This window comes from Microbacterium esteraromaticum, from assembly GCF_014084045.1.
Lineage (GTDB): Bacteria > Actinomycetota > Actinomycetes > Actinomycetales > Microbacteriaceae > Microbacterium > Microbacterium esteraromaticum_D.
Window position 1 is genome coordinate 834,538 of record NZ_CP043732.1, and the last position, 20,690, is coordinate 855,227.

A 20,690-nucleotide genomic window follows, 5' to 3' on the forward strand; every position below is an offset into this window, starting at 1 on the left:
TTCGAGACGGGAATTACGGATCGGTGGGCTCGGTGTCACGGAGCGCCTGTCCCAGCGCGTCCGAGAGCAGGTTCAGCGCCGTGACGACGAGCAGGATCGCGAGCCCAGGAAACACACCGAGAGCCCAGCTTCTGTAGAGGTTGCTGGCACCGGCTGACACCATGGCGCCCCAGCTCGCTTCCGGAGGTTGAATGCCAAGACCAAGAAAACTCAGCGAGGCCTCCGCCAAAATCGCCGTCGACGCTTGCAGCGCGACAAACACCAGAAGGGTGCCCATCAGGTGGGGAAGCACGTGGCGAAGGAGAACCCGGAAAGTCGGCAAACCGATGATCCGCGATGCATCCACCCATTCGCGCGTGCGAAGCGAGAGCACCTCTCCGCGCACGACTCGCGCAATCCGAGGCGTCACGACCGCGGTGATCGCGATGAGCGCGTTATGCAACCCGCTACCCAACGCCGCCACGATGGTCAACGCGAGCACGAGAAGTGGGAAGGCCAGCATCGCGTCGACGATTCTCATGATCACTGCGTCGACGGCCCCGCCGCGATAGCCGGAGATCAAGCCGATCGCCGTTCCCAGCACGAGCGCCGATCCCACAGACACGGCAATCACCTGCAGCACGACTCGAGATCCCGTGATGATCCGCGCGAGGATATCGCGGCCGATCTCATCGGTACCCAGCAGATGAGACCAACTCGGAGAGGCCAAGATGGCCGTGGTATCTGGAGTACGAGCGGCTTCGTCAAACAGGGGGCTCACGGCAGTGGCCAGGATGACGAGGAAGACGATCGCGATCCCGAACGCTCCGCGGGGATCCTTGAGAACGCGACCGAGCAAGGTGTTCCGAAAGCGCACGCTCCGCAATCCGTTCGCCGTGCGCGGATCAATAGCCGTCATCGCGACACCTTCCGATAGCTAATGCGGGGATCTAGCGCGGCATACAACAAGTCGGTGAGCAGGTTCACGAGCAGTACGAGAAGCACGACGACGAGCACGGCTCCTTGGACGATGGGCAGATCCCTGCTGAAGATCGCGTCCACGATGAGCGTGCCCATCCCAGGGAGCGTGAATATCGACTCGGTGACAACGGTGGCACTCATCAATGCCCCCACCTGCAACCCAATCACCGTTGCCACAGGAACAAGCGCGTTCCGCAGTGCATAGCGCAAGACCACGCCACGCTGACTAATACCGAAAGCCGTGGCTGTCCTCGTGAAATCGAGCTCGAGTGTTTCCAATAGCGACCCTCTGGTCTGCCGGGCAACGACGGCGACCACTGTCACCGCGACCGCGGTTGCGGGGAGGATCATGTACCGAATGTTCTGTAGAGGCGAACTGCCAAATGGGACGTAGCCAGAAGCGGGAAGAAGCTTGAGTCCGACAGCGAAGATGAGGATGAGGAGTATCGCGAGATAGAAGTGAGGGATGGCAAGAAAGAACATCGAGACGCTCGTGATAGCAGCATCCGTCGCTTTGCCTTTGCGGACCGCGGCGATCACACCCCCGGGGATCCCCAGAATGAGCGAGAACAACAATGCGATGAGCACAAGCTCAAGCGTGACCGGAAGCCGGCTCATGACCGTCGCGGCCACGGGCTCGCGAGTAAGCCACGACTGACCAAGGTCTCCCTGGAGCAGCCCACCGATCCAGTCCAGCATCTGGCCGAAGATGGGCTTGTCGAGCCCGAGTCTCCTCCGCATCTCGGCAATCTGCTCTTCCGTCGCATCCTCGCCGAGCAACTCTGCGGTGGGATCGCCGGGAAGCAACCGCAGGAGGAGGAACAGCGTCACCATGACGATGGCCAGGACAGGAACGAGTTGGAGCAACCGACGGCCGACGTACGCGATCATGCGGCCTTCTCCATCGAGCGCCACTGTTCGGCTGCTCTCGCAAGTAGCACATTCGGCACTTGATCATATGCGTAGAGCGACACGGACCGAGGCGATATACCGATGCCCTCGGTCCACGACTGCCCACCATCGCCCACTGACCAACCGATATCAACACGTTCGGGGGTGATACCCCGCGCGATCAGGTCCGCAACTTCCGTGGGGAGGGAAGCTCCTTGCCGCTGCAAGTCCGAGACGGTGAGGCTGCTGGCGAGGCCGGCGAGTGAAACTAGATCGCCCGACGACTTGCCCGCTCCGGCGTAACAATCAGTCGTCACGCGGAGTGCCACGGGCACCCCCTCAGCGGCGGCAACGACTTCATGCACGAGCGCCGCCGTCACCGCCGCCCGCGCAGCGAGCACGTGCGTGACGATGTCCTCGCCAAGCGCGTCGACGGCATCGTCAGCGGTACTCGCGGACGCCGGTCTTGGCCGCCGCAGTTGCTCCCCGATGGCAATCCGGACCAGCTGCCGGACGCCATCCGCGTCGAGACCCTCAGCCATATATCCGGCACGGCATGATTCGCAGAAGCACAGTCCGAGCAACCACTCATCAATGGGACGAAGCGCCTCCCCGGATTTGAGGTGCTCGCCGGTGTGAGGCCATCCGAGATAGCCGAATGCCTCGAGATCGAGACCATCGACATCCGCGGAGACTGCTTGTCGGACGAGCGCCATCGCGTGTTCGACGACCGCATGCTGCGCCGGGCAGAGGGCGTGAGTGAAGCGATGATCGAACGCATTGATGATCGCAAGCTCGGGAAACCGCTGGGCAACCGACGAGCTGTGCAGTCCGACGATCCACGCGATCACATCGATTCCGCGGGACCGCAGTGACTCCGTTGCCTGGTCGGCATCGCCTCCGCATGCGGGGAGCCCCAGAGTGCCGCTGACCCGGCGAGACCATGCGCCGGCGGGAAGCCGTTCTGTTGCTCCCGGTTCCGATGAGTAGGACAGCCACCTCGCGCTGTGATAGACGGTCGCCAGCCGCACCGCGTCCGGCGCGATCTCCGCGATCGCCGCGAGGCCGTTGCCACGGATGACTGATCTCGGGTGCGCCCAGAGGTGAACCTCCGTCACTGCATGCCCCGCTCGTCGAGGGCGGCAATGTGCGCACCCGCTGCCGTCTCGATGTGGTGGCGCAGCAGTTCACTCGCGTGAGCGGCTTCACCGCGTTCCGCAGCGTCGATGATGCGCGCATGCTCCAGGACCTCTTGCTCGTCTGCGCCTCCCAAGCGCCATCCCGTCGTTGCAATGAGGGTTCCCAGATCGCTCAGATTGCTCAGAAAGTCAATGAGAAAGGCATTGCCCGACGCCGAATAGAGCACGCGATGAAACTGACGGTTTGCGAGTCCGTGCTCGGCAACTCTGCCGGCCAAGAGGTGCTGCCTGGATGCCTCAAGCTGATCCCGCGCCTCTGGCCAGGGTGCGGCGCCGCGCGCTTCCACTGCAAGGCGCAACGCATAGGGCTCCACGCCGGCGCGGGCGACGGCGCTGTCGATCACGACTCGACGATCGATGACACGCACGATCATTCCTTGCCCAACGCCTTTGGTGACGAGACCCGAAGCAACAAGCTGCTTGAGAGCTTCGCGAACGGGCGTCTTCGAGATGCCGAGCACGCTCGCTAGCTCTCGCTCAATGAGCGGTTGCCCTGGGCTGAACTGTCCTTCGAGGATCGCATTGCGCAGAACCTCGACGACGCGATCACCTCGCGAGATCGCCTCTCCAACTTCGGGTAACTGCACCGTCCGAGTCGGCGTCACTGCCTGAGTCATACGAGTATCTTCGTATACCAAGATACGAAATGCAATAGCCATTTCAGGAGTTGGCATCTGGACCTGCTTCTCCGTGGTCTAGCCCACGAGCAATCCATAGCTCTGCGTTCCCGGCGCAGCTGCAAGTGCGACCAGCCCCAGATGCGCGCAGAAAGGACGCGGCCGAAGCGTTGGCGGGGGCGAAGCTGTGACGCAAAAATGCAGGCCTGGGACGCCGCGACCGCGCAGAGCCGCGAGAAGAGCGTTGATGAGACGGCGCCCCGCCCCTGCACTGGCGTCTCCGGTAGGAGGTTGATATGCAGACCGCCTGCTACGCGGCGGCGCTCGGCTCTGCCCCCGGCAGTCGCGCGCGGCACAGGCGAGCAGCTGCTCTTGCGGCGCGTTCCCCACTCTGCCGTAACGCGGCGCCCGAGCGCACGATCAGTCGACCGAGCAGCCAGGACCGACAATCACAATAGACGTCATGGCTCGTTTTCTCGAACTTGTCGGTCCGCTCGCGCCGTCTGTGGCTCCGGGCACCCTTGGCATTCCATGACTGGCGCGGCAGAGCGGAGAGCACCGAACCTCGTGGGCCTCACGAACTTGGCATCTGCCGACCTCGTGATCTACCTGCTCGACGACCGCGGCGACTGGCTCGCCCACGTCGACCTCGGTCTTCTCGGTACAGGCGATCGCTGGGCCGACCTCGCTGTCGCGTCGATGAGCACCGCGTGGGACTACGGCCCGGGCTGGGAGGACGCCCTCGTCGAGGCATACGGCCTCGAACCCGACCGCGAGCGGCTCGCGTTCTACCGCGACCTGTGGAACGCGACCTGATCGGACCGTCCTCGGCTCGCAGCGAAGCTCACCACTACGCTGACCACGTGCCCCCGTCCGACACCGCAGAACTCGACACCGCCGCACTGACGGCATCCGTCAGCCTCGCCGACGCACGCGCCGCCGGACGCGAAGCCGCCGCGGCCATGCCGCCGGGCGCTCGGCGCCCGCAGGCGGCCGTGCTGCTGGTCTTCGTCGCGGTGCTCGGCCTGACGCTGGTGCTGTTCGCGCCGCTGTCCGTGCGGATGCTCTCGAACGATCCGGATGCGGCCGACATCGCCTTCGCCGTGCTGGGCCTCACGATCTCGGTGAGCATGATCGCCGTGCCGGTGTGGATAGCGGCGCGCTGGCTGGCGCAGGATCGGCGCCGCGTGCGCCTGCGGCGCTTCGCCGAGGCGAACGGCTGGACGTATCGCGCCTGGGCTCCCTCGGGCGGAGCCGTGGGCGCGGCGTTCGAGGCAGGCGGCGATGAGAGCCTGTTCGATGCGCTGCGCACCGGCGACCGGAGTGTGGAGTTCGGTCGCTATACGTCGGTGACCGGCAGCGGCCGAAGCCGCCGAGTCGTCTCGACCGAGGTCGTCACCTTCCATGTCCCGGCCGAGCTGCCGCACATCGTTCTCGACAGCCGCGCGAATGACCGTGCCTTCGGGCGGAGCAACCTGGAGTTCGATCCGGTGCGTTCGCAGCGGCTGAGGCTCGAGGGCGACTTCGATCGCTCGTTCCGGCTGTACTGCCCGACCGGTTATGAGACGGATGCCCTGTACCTGCTGCCGCCCGACATCATGCAGTCGCTGCTCGATCACGCCCGACCGCTGGATGTCGAGCTGATGGGCTCGACGGTGCGGCTGTACGCGCCCGACGGGATCATCACCACAGACGGCGACGCGTGGCGTCGGCTGCTCGCGACCGTCGACGCCTTCCGCGACATGGCCAGGCAGTGGGCGCAGTGGCGCGATGACCGCCTGGACCCCGGCGCACGACTCTCTCCCGGTCTCCGCCCGCTCGGCGTCGCTCACGAGGGGCGGCGTCTGCGTACGCGATTCCCGTGGTTCGCGGTGTTCCTCGGAGGCGTCGGCCTGATCGTGTGGCTGATCTCGGTGATCCGCGATGCGGCTGAGCTGGTCGGTGGCTGGCTGGGCGGCTGAGCCGATCCAGGTCTGCGCCCGTGCGCTCAGGTCTACGCTCGTGCGCGCGGGCCGCGCCCGTCAGCTCAGGCCGGCCCGAGGATGAAGTTCCAGGCCCCGGTCGCGACCGCCGCGACGATCGCGACCGCCGAGATGGCTGCACCTGCCAGCACGAGCATCCACTCCTGCCAGCCGAAACGAGCCTGGCGTGCCCAGGTGCGACGCACCGGAGCGCCGAATCCGCGCGCCTCCATAGCGGTCGAGAGCTTCGCCCCTCTGCGGATCGACAGCACGAGCAGCGCGAAGGCCATGCCGAGGAACCTGCGGATGCGGCCCCGGTCGGCTACGCCGCGTGCGCGGCGCGCGAGCTCGAGCGCCCGCCAGTCGTCGAGGAAGAGACCCACCATCCGAAGGCCGGCGAGCGCGCCGAGCACGAACCGCGCCGGCAGCCGCATGGTCTGCCCCAGCCCGTCGGCCAGGTCGGTGGGGTCGACCGTGACGAACAGCACGACCGAGGGCAGCGCGATCGCCAGCACACGCAGCACGGTTGCGCCCGCGAGCGCGAGCGACCCGTCGCTGACATGCACGAGCAGCCACTCGAAGTGGATGCGCCCGCCGGTCTCGCCGTAAAGCGCGATCGTCACGCCGGTCAGCGGGGCGGCGAGCCAGACGGGCCAGGTGCGCGCCCAGAACTCCCGCCACCCGATGCCCGCGAAAAGGAACAGCACCCCTTCCAGCGCGAGGGCGACCGCGGCCGACACCATGTCGAGGGTGAGGATCAGCGGGATCGCGATGAGCGCGCTGGCCACGAGCTTCGCGACCGGGTTGACGCGCGCCATCGCTCCGGTGCGAGCACGGGTCTCGAGCAGGGTCATGCCGCACCTCGCAGCTCGAACCGTTCGGCGTGCAGCGCCGCGATGACGTCGAGATCGTGCGTGACGGCGATGAGGGCTGCCCCGTCGTCGCGGAGTGCGGCGAGGATCGCCACCAGCTCCTGCCAGGTGCGGGCGTCCTGCCCGAACGTCGGCTCGTCGAGCATGAGCACGCGAGGCCGGGTGATCAGCGCGGCGGCCACGGTCAGCCGGCGCTTCTCGCCGCCCGACAGCGTGTAGGGATTGGCCTTCGCGAGACGATCGAGCCGCAGCCGCTGCAGCAGCTCGTCGCTGCGCTCCGCGATCTCCGCCTCCGACAGGCCAAGCGACCGGGCCCCGATCGCAAGCTCGTCCTGCACGGTGCTCGCGAGCAGCTGATGCTCCGGCTCCTGGAAGACCGTTCCGACGCGTGTGAGCAGCTCACGCGACGTCCAGCGGATGGGCTGGGCCGCCGCCCCTGCGGCGAGCGCGTCGGATGCCGTGACCGCGCCGGCGACGGGCGGCAGGAGCCCCGCGAGCGTGAGCCCCAGTGTCGACTTCCCTGCGCCATTCGGCCCGGTGATGGCGAGCACCGACCCGGCGCGCACGTCGACGTCGATTCCTGATGCCACCGCCGTGCCGCGCACGCGTGCGACGGCGAGATCGCGACCCGTGAGCAGAGCCTCGCCGGGCGAGGCGACCGGCGGCGCGGGGTGCCGTGGCGGGCGCCCAGGAACCCACACGCCGGCGTCCGCCAGGCGCTCGCCCTGGGCGGCCAGCACCTGCTCGGGGCGCCCGTCGGCGATGATGCCGCCGTCTCCGAGCACGATCACGCGGTCGATCAGCGGCAGCCATACGCCCAGCCGATGCTCGACGACGATCAGCGTGGTGCGCTGCGTCTGCAGCATCCGCTCCACCGCGTCGCGGACCTCGACGACACCCGCCGGATCGAGGTTCGCGGTCGGCTCGTCGAGCAGCAGCAGGCCCGGTCGCATGGCGAGCGCTCCCGCGAGCGCGAGGCGCTGCTTCTGCCCGCCCGAGAGCGCCTTGGTCGGTCGATCGAGGGGGACGTCGAGTCCGACCGCGTCGAGCGCCTCGTCGACGCGTCGCCAGATCTCCTCGCGCGGGATGCCGAGGTTCTCGCAGCCGAAGGCGACGTCGTCGCCCACGCGCGCGAGGATCACCTGCGAGTCGGGGTCCTGCAGCACGAGACCGGCGCCGCCCCTGGATGCCGAGGCCGGAGCGCCGTCGATGAGCAGGCGCCCCTCGGCATCCCCCTCTTCATCTCCGCCCAGCACCCCGGCGAGGCCATGCAGCAGGGTCGACTTGCCGGCACCGGAGGCGCCGAGCAGCAGCACCCGCTCACCGGGCTCGATGCGCAGCGTGACATCGCGTACAGCCCAGGCGATGCGGCTGGCGTGCCGCCAGCCCCATCCCTGCGCCTCGACCGCAGCTGGCCGGACATCCGAGGTCATCTCAGACTCGGGCCCGCACCTCGCGCCCGGACCCGAAGCGATCCAGCGCCCCCGTCGCTGCGAGGCCGCGCGCAAGCGCCCAGCCGAGAAGGCCCGCGAGCACGGCACCGGAGATGACGGTGCAGATCAGGTAGACGACGGTGAACGCGGCATCCGATCCCGCGAACCACAGGATCAGGTTGTTGATGCCGCCGGCGAGCGCGGCGCCGGCACCTGCGAGCATCGCGACGGGCAGCGACCACACCCGGTAGGCGACCAGCAGGAAGATCAGCTCGGCGCCGAGACCCTGCACGAGGCCGGCCTCGATGGTGAGGAACCCGCCCCACTGCGCTCCGGCGAGCGCCGACACGACGGCCGCGAGAGTCTCGACGTAGATCGCCGCGCCGACCTTGCGGATGATCAGCCCCCCGAGCACCCCGGCGATGAGCCAGGGGCCGTCGAGCAGGCCCTGCACTCCGGGCAGCAGCGGCTCGAGCAGTGCCTTGGGTCCGAGGTAGCCGACGTTCCAGGCGAGGAACAGGAAGCCGCAGGCGACTCCGAGGACGCTGGCGACGACGATGTCGACGACGCGCCAGCGCCAGATCGCGGGTCGGCCGATGGTCGCCTTCTCGGCGGTCGAGCGGTGCGTGGACGTACTCATCTGAACTCCTCCCTGCGCCGGCATGATCCGGATCAGGTTCGACGGTCGAAGCGCTTTTCGCTTCCTCTCAGCCCGCCTGCGCGGACTCCCGTGGTGATTGATCGATCATATCGCCAGCCGCGGGCCCGCGTGGCCGCGTTTCGTCCCGCGAAACAGCGGGCTGTAGCGTGGTCAGGTGACACCTCCCCCGAGTCCACGCGCCCAGCCACGCGCCGTGCCATGCGCGAGCGCACTCGGACGCGCGCCGATCGCTCGCCCGGCGCCGCCGCGCCACTGCCGGCTTTCGGCGACAGCCTCGGGCCGGAACGGGCTGTGACCGGGGATACTGACGCTGTGGACGTGAGGGAACCTGCACAGCATGGTGCGCCCGCAGACGCCGTCGAGCGTGCTGCCGAGACGCCTCCGGATGCCTCTGCCGGCGACACGACCTCACTCGGCGCTCCGTCGGTCGGAACGCCTGCCGACGGGATGCCCGCCGACGGCGTGTCTGCCGACGGAACTCCTGCCGACGGAATACCTGCCGACGGAGCGCCTGCCGACACTGCTCCCCTCGCGGATGCTCCGGCGGAGTGGGCAGACGCATCGCGCCCGCCCACGGCGCTGACCTGGCTCGAGCCGTCCAGCCTGCTCGACGAGCATCCCTCGGCGGCGCAGCCGCGTCCGCTCTTCGACGGCGCCAGGCTCACCCCCGGATGGCGTCGCCCTCGCGTGCTCATCCCGCTCGGGATCGTCACGGCGCTGTGCGGCGCCTACGTCTCGACCACTCTGCTGTGGCCGCTGAACGCGGTCGCACCGACGGCTCAGGCATCCCCCGTCACGGTCGCTCCGGCCCCGGCCGCCGCCGTCGCCTGGCCGGCGAAGGGCAGTGCGGCGATCGGCATCCAGGGCATGGCGCCGGTGGCGTCAGGCACGACGCCGGCCGAGATCGCCAGCATCTCGAAGGTCGTGAGCGTCATGATGGTGCTCGACGAGCTGCCGTTGAACGTCGGCGAGCAGGGGCCCAGCTTCGAGTTCACCGCCGCCGACCAGCGAGACTACTGGACCTACCGCCGCTCGAACCAGTCATCGCTGGACGTGCCCGTCGGCGGCAGCCTCACCGAGTACCAGATGCTGCAGGGCATCATGCTCGGCTCGGCGAACAACTACATCGACCGCCTCGCAGACGAGCTGTGGGGTTCGCAGGCCGGCTTCGCCGAGGCGTCGGCGAAGTGGCTCAGCGATCGCGGCATCGAGGATGTGACCCTCGTGTCGCCGTCGGGATTCAGCGATGAGAACGTCGCATCGCCTGCGGCTCTGATCCAGATCGCCGAGCTGGCGATGGCGAACCCCGTGTTCGCCGAGATCGTCGCCACGCGCACGGCCGAGATCCCCGGCGTCGGCGTGGTGACCAACACGAACAAGATGCTCGACGATCCCGGCGTGGTCGGCGTGAAGACGGGAACCCTGAAGAGCTGGAACCTGCTCACGGCGAAGGACGTCACCGTCGGCGACACGACCGTGCGCCTGTTCGCCTCGGTGCTCGGGCAGGACAGCAACGCGGAGCGCCTCGCCGCGACCCGCGAGCTTCTCGCCGGCGTCGAGAAGGCGCTCACCGATCAGCCGACCGCGATCACGGCCGGCACGGTGGTCGGACATGTGAGCACGGAGTGGGGCGACCGCGTCGACCTCGTGACCGACGAAGACGCGCGACTGCTGCTCTGGAACGGCGCCGAGGCGACCACCTCGATCTCCTTCTCGCTCGGCGACTCCACGAAGGCGGGCGCCGAGGTCGGCACGCTCACGGCGAAAGGCCCGCTCGACACCGCTGAGACCTCGGTGTCGCTCGCTGATGAGATCACTCAGCCGACCGCCTGGTGGCGTCTGACTCACCCGCTCGAGCTGTTCGGATTCGACAACGACTGAGCACCACCCGGCCATCCCGGCCATCCCGTCGGCCGCCTCGCGAGACTTACGTTCCCGCACGAGACGCACCCCTGCGAGCCCCGTCTCGTGCGGGAACGCAAGTCTCGTCGGCTGGGCGATCCGGGCGGGCGGAACAGCAGAGCGCCCGCCCCGGTGACGGGGCGGGCGCTCTGCTGTTGCGGTGTCAGTCGCGTCGCGGTTCGGATGCCGTGGACTCGGCATCCTTCACGGCTTCGCCGAGCTGGTGAGCGTCGGGCGCCGTCGCCACCTTCTGCTCGGCGACGGCCTCCGCCTCGTCGTCGGCGTCTCCGGTGACGATCACCGGCACCGAGCCGGTGAGGGCTTCCTCTGCGTCGATGTCGGTCGCGGCCTGCTCGAACTGCGACTGGTACAGCCGCCAGTACGCGCCCTGTGCGGCGATCAGCTCGTCGTGATCGCCCTGCTCGACGATGTCGCCGTGCTCCATCACGAGGATGAGGTCGGCGTCGCGGATCGTCGAGAGGCGGTGCGCGATCACGAACGACGTGCGTCCTTCGCGAAGCGCGGCCATCGCCTGCTGCAGCAGCAGCTCGGTTCGCGTGTCGACGGCGCTTGTCGCCTCATCGAGGATGAGGATCGACGGCCGCGACACGAACGCGCGAGCGATCGTGATCAGCTGCCGCTCGCCCGCCGACACGTTCGAGGCGTCCTCATCGAGCACGGTCTCGTAGCCCTCGGGAAGGGAGTGCACGAACCGGTCGACATAGGTGGCCTCGGCGGCGGTGATGATCTGCTCATCGGTGGCCGCGTCGTTGCCGTAGCGGATGTTCTCGCGGATGGTGCCGCCGAACAGCCACGGGTCCTGCAGCACCATGCCGGTGCGGCGACGGAGGTCGTCGCGGCGCATCTCCGAGATGTCCTGCCCGTCGAGCAGGATGCGACCGGAGTTGAGCTCGTAGAACCGCATGATGAGGTTCACGAGCGTCGTCTTGCCTGCACCGGTCGGCCCGACGATCGCGACCGTCTGCCCCGGCTCCACCCGGAACGAGAGGTCCTTGATCAGCGGGCGGTCCTCGCTGTACGAGAACGCGACGTGCTCGAACTCGATGACGCCCTTGCCCTCCGGCGCGGCGGGTGCATCCTCGGCATCCGGATCCTGCTCCTCCGCATCGAGCAGGTCGAAGACCCGCTCGGCCGAGGCGGTGCCCGACTGCACGACGGCGGCCATGCCGCCCAGCTCGCTCAGCGGCTGGCTGAACTGCTGCGAGTACTGGATGAACGCCTGCACGTCGCCGAGACGCAGGTTGCCGCCTGCGACCAGCAGGCCGCCGAGAACGGCGATGCCGACGTACTGCAGGTTTCCGACGAACATCATCGCGGGCATGATGATGCCCGAAAGGAACTGCGCCTTGAACGCCGCCTGGTACAGCTCCTCGTTCTCGACCTGGAAGCTCTCGAGAGCGTCCTTCTCCCGACCGAAAACCTTCACCAGAGCGTGGCCGGAGAAGGCCTCCTCGACGCGGGCGTTGAGCCGGCCGACCTTGCGCCACTGCTGGCCGAAGGCCTTCTGCGAGCGCGGGCCGATGATGCCGAAGATCACTCCCATCAGAGGCAGCGAGATCAGCGCCACCAGTGCGAGCTGCCACGAGATCGAGAACATCATGATCAGCACGCCCACGACGGTGAGCACGCTGGTGAGCGCCCCGAGAGCGACTGCTGCATCGTCTGCGTGATGTTGTCGATGTCGTTCGTGACGCGCGAGATCAGCTCACCGCGCTGCACCTTGTCGAAGTACGACAGCGGCAGACGGTTGATCTTCGCCTCGACGTCTTCGCGCAGGCGCCACATGGTGCGCACCATGATCACGTTGATCACGTAGCCCTGCAGCCAGCTGAGGATCGACGAGACGACGTAGATCGCGAGCACGGCGACGATGATCCAGCGAAGCCGCTCGAAGTCGACGCCGTCGCCGACGGCGAAGTCGTCCATGGCCGAGACCATGTTGGCGAACTCGTCCTGGCCGGCGCCGCGCAGCACCTCGACGACCTGGTCGCGGCTCGTGCCCTGTGGGAACCCGGGAGCGCCGCCGAAGCCCTGCCCGAGCACGCTCGAGATGAAGCCCTCGTAGACGACGTTGGTCGCCTCGCCGAGCACCTTCGGCGCGGCCACGGCGAGCACGACGCCCACTGCGCCGAAGAACGACACGAGCGCGAACCACCAGGCCGAGGGCTTGAGCAGTCCGATCATCCTCTTGAAGCTCGGCCCGAAGTTGTCGGCCTTGCCCGGCGCGGGGCCGTCGAACATGCCGCCGCCCTCGAGGCGCGCCTTCTCGGCGAGCTCGGCCTCCTCCTTCTCGGCGGCGGTCAGCTCGGGTTCGGCCACCGCGGTGGCCTGTGCGCGTGCGGCGAGCGCTCGCTCGCGACGCGACGTCTTCTTGTCGGTGCTGTCGGTCATGCGTCCACCCCCAGCTGCGACTCGACGATCTCCTTGTAGGTCGGGCTGGTGACGAGCAGCTCGTCGTGCGTGCCCACGCCGACCACGGCACCGTCGTCGAGGACGACGATGCGATCGGCGTCCGTGATCGTCGAGACGCGCTGCGCCACGACGATCTTGGTGACATCGGGCAGCTCTCTCCAGAGCGCTTGCCGCAATCGGGCATCCGTCGTCAGATCGAGAGCCGAGAACGAGTCGTCGAACACGAGGATGCGCGGGCGGTGCACGATCGCGCGAGCGATCGCCAGTCGCTGCCGCTGCCCGCCCGACACGTTCGTGCCGCCCTGGGCGATGTGCGAGTCGAGCCCGTCCGGCATCTCGGCGACGAAGTCGCGCCCCTGCGCGATCTCGAGCGCAGCCCACAGCTCGTCGTCGGTCGCGTCTGCCCGCCCGTAGCGGAGGTTGGACGCCACCGTGCCCGAGAACAGGAAGGGACGCTGCGGAACGAGACCGAGGTCCTTCCACAGGGCGTCGAGGTCGGCATCGCGCACGTCGACGCCGCCGACCTTCACGGCACCGCCAGTCGCGTCGAACAGCCGCGGGATCAGCGAGACCAGCGTGGTCTTGCCCGAGCCGGTGGAGCCGATGATCGCCACGGTCTCGCCGGGCCTGGCCTCGAAGGTGATGTCGGACAGCACCGGCACCTCGGCACCGGGGTAGGTGAACTCGACGTTCTGGAAGGAGACCGCCCCGGCTCGGGGAACTCGGTCACCCCGTCTTCGGGACGCGTCATCGACGACTCGGCGTCGAGCACCTCTCCGACGCGCTCGGCCGAGACCGCGGCGCGTGGGATCATCATCGCCATGAAGCTCGACATGATGACGCCCATCATGATCTGACCGATGTACTGCATGAACGCGAAGATCGTGCCGATCTCGGCGTCGCCCTGGTTGATCTCGACACCGCCGAACCACACCACCGCGACGACCGTGACGTTGAGCACGAGCATGAACAGCGGGAACATCAGCACGAACAGGGAGCCGATGTTGCGACCGAGCACCATCAGGTCGGTGTTTACCTCGCGGAACCGGCGCTCCTCGATGCGCTCGCGGACGAAGGCGCGCACGACGCGCACACCCGTGAGCTGCTCGCGCATGATGCGGTTGACCTCGTCGAGCTTGGTCTGGTTCTGGCGGAACAGCGGCACCATGCGGCCGATGATCAGCACGGCGATGATCAGCAGCAGCGGCACCGAGACGGCTATCAGCCAGCTCAGGCCGACGTCGGTCTGCACGGCCTTGATGATGCCGCCGATCGCGAGCAGCGGCGCGGTCACGAACATCGTCGCGCCCATCATCGCCAGCATCTGCACCTGCTGCACGTCGTTGGTGTTGCGCGTGATCAGCGACCCGGCGCCGAAGTGCGATACCTCGCGCTCGGAGAAGCCGCTCACCCGCGAGAATACGTCGGCGCGGATATCGCGCCCTGCGCTCATCGCCATGCGGGCGGCGAAGTAGGTGGCGAAGATCGAGGCGAGGATCTGGCCGAGCGACACGAGCAGCATGAACGCGCCGCGGCTCCAGATGTAGCCGATGTCGGCCTTGGCGACGCCGTTGTTGATGATGTCGGCGTTGATTTCGGGCAGGTTGAGGGATGCCATGACGCTGGCGAACTGCAGCACGACGATCGTGACGAGCAGCGGCCAGTATCTCTTCAGATAGCGGATGAGAAGTTTTCCGAGCACAGGCGGACTTCCTTGTGAGAATTCGGAGGGCCGAAACGCGGCCATCAGACAGCGTGCCACGAACCGCCGACATTCGTATCCCCCTGAAGGATGACCTTCGCTGTCAGCGGAAACGGGGTGCGATTGACCCCCGAATAGACTCGCTGTCATGCCCATCGAGAACGCCGCCCGCCCTGCCGTGCTGATGGTGTGCGACTACTCGCTGAAGTATCTCGGCGGTGCGCAGACCGCCTTCTTGCGTCAGGCCGAGGCGCTCGCCGGCGAGGGCGTGAGGGTCGTCGTCCTGGCTCCGGATGCCGAGGCACTCGCGGCGGAGGGCATCACCACCGTCTCCCCTCCACGACGAGGCACGATCCCGGTGCTCGATCTGCCGCTGCTCGGCCGGGCCCGCGACCTCGAGCCGCTGGTCGCCGCGATGATCCGCCGGCACGGCATCGGCGCGGTGGTCGTGCACTCCGAGTTCGCCCTCGCAGCCGCCGCGATCGCGGTGGCGCGGGAGCTGCGCATCCCCTCGCTGCACACGGTGCACACCTTCTTCTGGCGCGCGCCCGCCGTGCTCGCCCCGTTCGCGCCGGTCGTCTCACGGGTGCACAGCGCGCTGACGGGCATCACGAGCGGCGACCGCTTCACCGGCAGCCACCCGCTGAACAACGCCCTGCGCACCATGACGCTGCGCATCGCGCAGCGCGCCGACGTCGTCCTCTCTCCCTCGGCTCATCAGGCCGCAGCGCTCCGCGACGCGGGCGCGAGTCGGGTCGAGGCGTTCTCGAACGTCGCGCAGCCGCTGCGTCTGGCATCCGCCGCCTCAGACGAGGGCCCGCTTCGCCTGCTCTGGGTCGCGCGCTTCGCGCCGGAGAAACGAGTGGAGGTCGCCCTGAACGCGATGCGGCTCGTTGTCGACCGCCTCGGCGAAGACCGCGTGCACCTCGACGTGGCCGGCGGCGACCACCGCCCGGTGCCAGGGGTGACCTTCCACGGCGCGGTGCCGGGTGAGCGGGTCGGCGAGCTGCTCGATGCCGCGGATGCCGCCCTCATCACCTCATTGGGCTTCGACAACCAGCCGATGGTCGCGCTCGAGGCCTTCGCGCACGGGCGTCCGGTGATCGTGAGCGACCCCGTGCTCGCGACCGAGTTCGGCGACGCGGCGCTCGGGACTCAGACGCCGGATGCCGAGGGGCTCGCCGACCTGATCGTTCGGCTCGAGGCATCCCGTGAGCTGCTGGCGGCGCCGCGCGACGCGGCCGTCGCCTACGCGAGCGAGCGTCAGCCCGGCGCTCATGTCGCGCGGCTGCTGGAGCTTGCCGCCTCGGTCTGAGCCGCGAGCATGGGCGGGCTCATCGCCTGACCGCTCATCCGAGGTAGGCGATCACGCGAGCACAGGACGATATCGCCGGGATTCTCCGACCTCGGCTGCGCTCCTTCGTCGGATGACTCGACTCAGAACAGTGCGGGCTCGGGCGCGTAGCTCCGTGCCGGGGCTCCGGCATCCTCCGGCAGTTCGGCGACCGTGGCCGGCTGCCACTTCGGGTTGCGGTCCTTGTCGACCAGCTGGGCCCGGATGCCCTCGACCAGGTCAGGGTGGTTGTGACCGAACCACATCACCCGCCGGTACTCGCCCTCCAGCGCTTCGCGCACACCGCCCATCGCGCGCGCCTCGCGCACGGCGTCGAGCGTGACGGCGAGGCCTGTCGGTGCGAGCTCCTCGAGCGTGGCGAGGGCGGATGCCGCCTCCGGGGCATCCGAATCCCGCAGCCGCTGCATGATCTCCCCAACGGTGTCGGCCGAGAAGGCCTCGTCGATCCAAGCCCGGGCGGCCGGCAGCTGCGAAGGCTCCGGCGTCTCGTCGAAGAGCAGGGTCAGCTCGTTCGGGGTGCCGGGATCGGCACGGGTCGCGAGCGCGTCGCGCAGCCCGTCGAGGTTCTCGGAGGGCACGAAGTGATCGGCGAAGCCCAGGTACAGGGCATCCGCCGCGCTCATGCTCTGCCCGGTGAGACCGAAGTACTCCCCCAGCCGGCCGGGCGCCCGGCCGAGCAGCCAGGTGCCGCCGACGTCGGGGGTGAAGCCGATGCGCGTCTCCGGCATCGCGAGCCGTGACCGCTCGGTCACGATGCGCACCGCGGCGTGACCGGCGAGGCCGATGCCGCCGCCCATGGTGATGCCGTCGGCGAAGACGACGACGGGCTTCGGGTACTCGGCGATCAGCGCGTTCATGGCGTACTCGGCGCGGAAGAAGTCGGCGATGTGCTCGGGGTGACCGCTCGTGATCGAGTCGTACAGGGCACGCACGTCGCCGCCGGCGCACAGGCCTCGATCGCCGGCGCCGTCGATCAGCACCGTCTGGACGTCGGTGTCGCGGATCCACGCCGTGAGCGCCGCCGTGATCTGCTCGATCATGCCGAGGTCGAGGGCGTTGATGGCCCGCGGCCGATTGAGCGTGATGCGCCCGAGCGAGCTCTCTGTGCGAACGAGGACGGTGGCGGCTTCGGTGTCGGTCACGCCTGCCAGGCTACTCCGCTTCGCGATCTGCCCTGATTTGACCACCAGGATGGGCTCTTTCGGCAGGTGAAGCCACGGTTCCAGCGGATTTCCGAGAAGATGGGGGGAATTGTCCCGAAGAGGAGAGGTCGACATGCCCGAAGGACAGGTGCTCGAGTTCAGCCAGGTCACGAAGCGCTTCGGCGCGGTGACGGCCGTTTCCGACCTCTCCGTCCGCGTCGAACCCGGCGCCGTCACCGGATTCCTCGGACCGAACGGCGCGGGCAAGACGACCTCGCTGCGCATCCTGCTCGGGCAGATCCGGCCCACCTCCGGCACCGCCACGATCGGTGGGGCGAACTACTCCGACCTGCGTCACCCGCTGCGCACCGTCGGCGCGGTGCTCGAGGAGTCCGCGTACCGCCCCAGGCGCACGGCGAGCCGCCAGCTGCTGATCGCGGCGAAGGCGAACGGCATCCCCTCGTCCCGCGTCGAGCAGGTGCTGCGCCTGGTCGGCCTGCAGGACGACGCCGACACCCGTCTCGGCAGCTACTCGCTGGGCATGCGCCAGCGTCTCGCCGTCGCATGCGCGCTGCTCGGCGATCCCGGCGTGCTGGTCCTCGACGAACCGGCGAACGGTCTCGACCCCGAGGGCATCCGCTGGATGCGTCTGCTCATGCGGCGCCTGGCCGACGAGGGACGCACGGTGCTCGTCTCGTCGCATGTCCTCAGCGAGATCGAGCAGGTCGCCGACAACGTCGTGGTCCTCTCGAAGGGGCGCGCGGTGCACGCGGGTCCGATCGCCGAGCTCGGCGGATCGGCCGGAGGCGCCGTCGTGGTGGATGCCGAGAACCGGGCGTTCCTGATCACCGCCCTCTCGGCGGCGAAGCTCGACTTCGACGTGCTGCGCTCCGGGGTCACCGTGCGCGACTCGGACGCGGCGACGGTCGGCGCCATCGCAGCCCAGGCCGGGGTCGCCCTGACGATGCTGCAGCAGCGCGGCCCCAGCCTCGAGGAGGTCTTCCTCGACCTCGTCTACGGGCGACGCACCGACAGCCCTCGCCTCGACACCTCGGCGAACCCGGTCGCGCACGCGCCGCTGGCTGCGAGCCCGGACGCGGGTGCCGCCGATGCGGCACTGGTCGCGGGTGGCGTGCCCCTGGCGGGCGCCGCCGCTGTGGTCGCCGACGGTGGCGTGGTCGCCGCCGCGGGGATCGGCTACGGCGCCGCCGTCGATGACCCCGATGCGGATGCTCCGGATTCGGATGCCACGGCGACCGATCCGTCGGAGGACACCGTGACCCCCGACGGGGAGGAACCGGACGCCTCCACGGAATCAGACGATGTGGACGGCGCGGAGGCATCCGTCCCGGCTGAGGAGTCGAGTGACGCCACCGGCATCGGAGCAGCCGATGACGGCGCGGTCGACCCCACGGATGCGGCGGAGACGGCGGCCGAGGAGTCGAGTGACGCCATGGCCGAGGGCGTCGTGACGGCCGCGGGCGGCGTGGCGGGCGATGCCGACACCGCGCAGGACGCCGACGGCAACCTCTCCCCTGAGCACCATGAGCACCCTGAGCACAGCGGTGCCGACGAAGGCGCAGACGTCGCGGACGACGCGGAGTCGGTTGCTGACGACGCCGAGACCGGCGACGCGTTCGCCGGTGAGCAGGCGAACGACGAGCCGCTTTCTTCGGACGAGACCCCTTCTTCGGACGAGGCTCCCTCGTCGGACGAGGCTCCGTCTTCGGACGAGGCTCTGTCGTCGGACGAGGCTCCGTCTTCGGACGAGACCCCGTCGTCGGACGAGACCCCTTCTTCGGACGAGGCTCCGTCTTCGGACGAGGCTCTGTCGTCGGACGAGACCCCGTCGTCGGACGAGACCCCGTCTTCGGACGAGGCTCGGGCCGCCGAGCACAGCGACGACGACCTCGCCGACGGCTGGAGCGACGAGACGCACGCGGTCGAGACCGCGGGTGCCGCCGGCACCGAGTTCGACGAGAACGGCCAGAACGACCCTGCCGTCGAGAACGATGACGCCGACACCCAGTCGGTCGACATCGTGCACGGAGAAGAGGCAGTCGCCGACCTCTTCGGCCTCGAGTCCGACGGATCGGCCGAGCAGCACGACCAGCAGCACGACAACCAGCAGCACGACGAGCACCCGGCATCGTCTGTCCAGTCGGGAGACGAGCATCCGGCATCCGATGCCGACCGCGCCGACTCGGACGAGGCCGACGAGCCGTCCGACGAGACGCGTCGCCTGATCCTTCCGCTCGCGACCGAGGCTGTCACGCTTCCGTCCGCGACCGCCGAGCCCACGTTCACCGAGCTGATCACGGGCCTGCCCGCATCGGTCACCACCGAGGGATCCGACAGCGCTGCTCCGGCGACCGAGGCGATCTCGATCGTCACGCCCGAGCTCACGCACGATGAAGACGAAGACGCCGTGGACGACGGCGTCGACGACCCGCGACTCGCGGCGATGCGCACCTCGCTCTCGGCTGCGGCCAGCCGCTTCTTCGACGGCCCCGCTCCCGACTACCCGTACAGCTCACGCGCCGAGCGACGCGAGGAAGCCGCCGCGGCAGGCGAGGAGGGCGTGGCCTCCGAGGGTGAGAGCGACGAGTCCGACCGGCACGAGGGCGACGAGCATCACGGTGGCGAGAGCCACCACCACGACGAGAACCACGACCAGCACCACCACGGCTGACGGATGCGGCGCAGCGGCCCGCCGATCAGGCGGTGCTCGCTCGTCAGACGGTGCGCGGCCGAGGACGGATGACCGGGCGCTGACGCGGCTTGTGCACCGGTACCGTGCCGGTCGCGATGTCGACGACGTCTTCAGGGTGGTCGCTGACCTCGAGGCGCAGCGCCTGCGTCAGGGCGATCCCATGACGCGTCGTGAGGATGAGTCTCTGGAACTGCGGGTCGCCCTCGAGGTCGATCACCACGCTCGGCTTCCGTCGGCGGATGAGCACGAAGTCGGTGGTCTCCGCGGCCTTCCAGGTGCCGGCGGCGAGGATCCCCGGGATGTGCGTGCCCGGCCCTGGCACTCCGCGCAGCCAGGTCCAGGCATCCTGGGTCAGCTGCACCTTGGTGATGTGCTCACGCTCGATCCGCACGTTCTCACGATGAAAGGTCGACGCACGCTCGATGGGCGAGAGCACGACCTCGAGTCGCGTCTGATCCAGCAGCAGGGTCACCATGCGTCCAGTCTGCCAGCGCGCACCGGCGACACGCCCACGACTTGCTGACAGGACGACAACGATCCTGCACGGGGAGCCGGCGAGCCGACCGGAAACCTCAGACCACACGACCGCACGCCGGCGTGGCGACCCGCAACACGCCGCCCACGCACCAGACCGTCCGAAACCCCCGACGCCAGCCCCCGCCCACCGGAAACCACAGACCGAACGACCCCGCACCGGCGTGGCGACCCGCAACACGCCGCCCCCGCACCGGACCGTCCGAAACCCCGACGCCAGCCCCCGCCCACCGGAAACCACAGACCGAACGACCCCGCACCGGCGTGGCGACCCACAACACGCCGCCCGCGCACCAGACCGTCCGAAACGCCCGAC

The 20,690-nt window shown here is 68.7% G+C and carries 13 protein-coding genes, 3 pseudogenes and 1 riboswitch; of the genes and pseudogenes, 5 read left to right on the forward strand and 11 right to left on the reverse strand.

The genetic code is table 11. The features are described 5' to 3' along the window. Positions 1–13 precede the first annotated feature (13 nt). From FVO59_RS04035 to FVO59_RS04050, 4 genes are all read right to left on the reverse strand, one after another. Positions 14–898 (reverse strand): ABC transporter permease, encoded by an 885-nt coding sequence (locus FVO59_RS04035; RefSeq protein ID WP_182254900.1) that lies wholly within the window; start codon positions 896–898, stop codon positions 14–16. Further along, positions 895–1,851 (reverse strand): ABC transporter permease, encoded by a 957-nt coding sequence (locus FVO59_RS04040; RefSeq protein WP_182254902.1) that lies wholly within the window; start codon positions 1,849–1,851, stop codon positions 895–897. The genes FVO59_RS04035 and FVO59_RS04040 overlap by 4 nt, the downstream gene beginning before the upstream one ends. Next, on the reverse strand, positions 1,848–2,702 hold the full coding sequence (locus tag FVO59_RS04045) for a hypothetical protein (protein ID WP_182254904.1): 855 nt from the start codon (positions 2,700–2,702) through the stop codon (positions 1,848–1,850). Before FVO59_RS04045 ends, FVO59_RS04040 begins: the two co-directional genes overlap by 4 nt. Positions 2,703–2,965: 263 nt before the next feature. Beyond that, a complete protein-coding gene (locus tag FVO59_RS04050; RefSeq protein ID WP_182254906.1) occupies positions 2,966–3,724 on the reverse strand; it encodes a GntR family transcriptional regulator in 759 nt (252 codons plus the stop codon). Between the two features lie 552 nt (positions 3,725–4,276). Here FVO59_RS04050 and FVO59_RS04055 point away from each other — a divergent pair. After that, positions 4,277–4,483: pseudogene (locus FVO59_RS04055) on the forward strand (aminoglycoside 3'-phosphotransferase); the annotation flags it as partial. 47 nt (positions 4,484–4,530) lie between these two features. Beyond that, entirely contained in the window at positions 4,531–5,628 is a 1,098-nt protein-coding gene (locus FVO59_RS04060) for a hypothetical protein (RefSeq protein ID WP_182254910.1), read from the forward strand. Between the two features lie 65 nt (positions 5,629–5,693). Here FVO59_RS04060 and FVO59_RS04065 read toward each other — a convergent pair whose 3' ends face one another. From FVO59_RS04065 to FVO59_RS04075, 3 genes are all read right to left on the reverse strand, one after another. Next, positions 5,694–6,482, reverse strand: coding sequence for an energy-coupling factor transporter transmembrane component T family protein (locus FVO59_RS04065; protein WP_182254912.1), 789 nt, complete (start codon positions 6,480–6,482; stop codon positions 5,694–5,696). Beyond that, positions 6,479–7,933 (reverse strand): ABC transporter ATP-binding protein, encoded by a 1,455-nt coding sequence (locus tag FVO59_RS04070; RefSeq protein ID WP_182254920.1) that lies wholly within the window; start codon positions 7,931–7,933, stop codon positions 6,479–6,481. The genes FVO59_RS04065 and FVO59_RS04070 overlap by 4 nt, the downstream gene beginning before the upstream one ends. 1 nt (position 7,934) lies before the next feature. Further along, positions 7,935–8,573 carry an ECF transporter S component gene (locus FVO59_RS04075; protein ID WP_182254922.1) on the reverse strand — a complete coding sequence of 213 codons (639 nt, stop codon included), beginning with the start codon at positions 8,571–8,573 and terminating at the stop codon, positions 7,935–7,937. After that, positions 8,566–8,675, reverse strand: a riboswitch (TPP riboswitch). It overlaps the preceding gene by 8 nt. Positions 8,676–8,912: 237 nt before the next feature. Between FVO59_RS04075 and FVO59_RS04080 the strand changes: the two genes are divergently transcribed. Beyond that, positions 8,913–10,475, forward strand: coding sequence for a D-alanyl-D-alanine carboxypeptidase family protein (locus FVO59_RS04080; protein WP_182254924.1), 1,563 nt, complete (start codon positions 8,913–8,915; stop codon positions 10,473–10,475). A gap of 184 nt (positions 10,476–10,659) precedes the next feature. Here FVO59_RS04080 and FVO59_RS04085 read toward each other — a convergent pair. Next, positions 10,660–12,758 (reverse strand): annotated as a pseudogene (locus FVO59_RS04085) (ABC transporter ATP-binding protein). 146 nt (positions 12,759–12,904) lie between these two features. Then, positions 12,905–14,631, reverse strand: a pseudogene (locus FVO59_RS04090) (ABC transporter ATP-binding protein). 148 nt (positions 14,632–14,779) lie between these two features. On the opposite strand from FVO59_RS04090, the gene FVO59_RS04095 reads away from it, so the two are divergent. Further along, complete coding sequence (locus FVO59_RS04095) at positions 14,780–15,946, forward strand: glycosyltransferase family 4 protein (RefSeq protein WP_182254926.1); 1,167 nt, start codon at positions 14,780–14,782, stop codon at positions 15,944–15,946. A gap of 122 nt (positions 15,947–16,068) precedes the next feature. On the opposite strand, the gene FVO59_RS04100 is transcribed toward FVO59_RS04095, so the two are convergent. Further along, positions 16,069–17,127, reverse strand: coding sequence for an enoyl-CoA hydratase/isomerase family protein (locus tag FVO59_RS04100; protein WP_182254928.1), 1,059 nt, complete (start codon positions 17,125–17,127; stop codon positions 16,069–16,071). 133 nt (positions 17,128–17,260) lie between these two features. Here FVO59_RS04100 and FVO59_RS16245 point away from each other — a divergent pair, with 133 nt between their 5' ends. After that, on the forward strand, positions 17,261–19,819 hold the full coding sequence (locus FVO59_RS16245) for an ATP-binding cassette domain-containing protein (RefSeq protein ID WP_220465696.1): 2,559 nt from the start codon (positions 17,261–17,263) through the stop codon (positions 19,817–19,819). Between the two features lie 43 nt (positions 19,820–19,862). Here the strand turns inward: FVO59_RS16245 and FVO59_RS04110 are convergent, their stop codons facing one another. Next, the gene (locus tag FVO59_RS04110; RefSeq protein WP_182254930.1) at positions 19,863–20,315 is read right to left on the reverse strand and encodes a hypothetical protein; all 453 of its coding nucleotides are present in this window, start codon (positions 20,313–20,315) and stop codon (positions 19,863–19,865) included. Positions 20,316–20,690 lie beyond the last annotated feature (375 nt).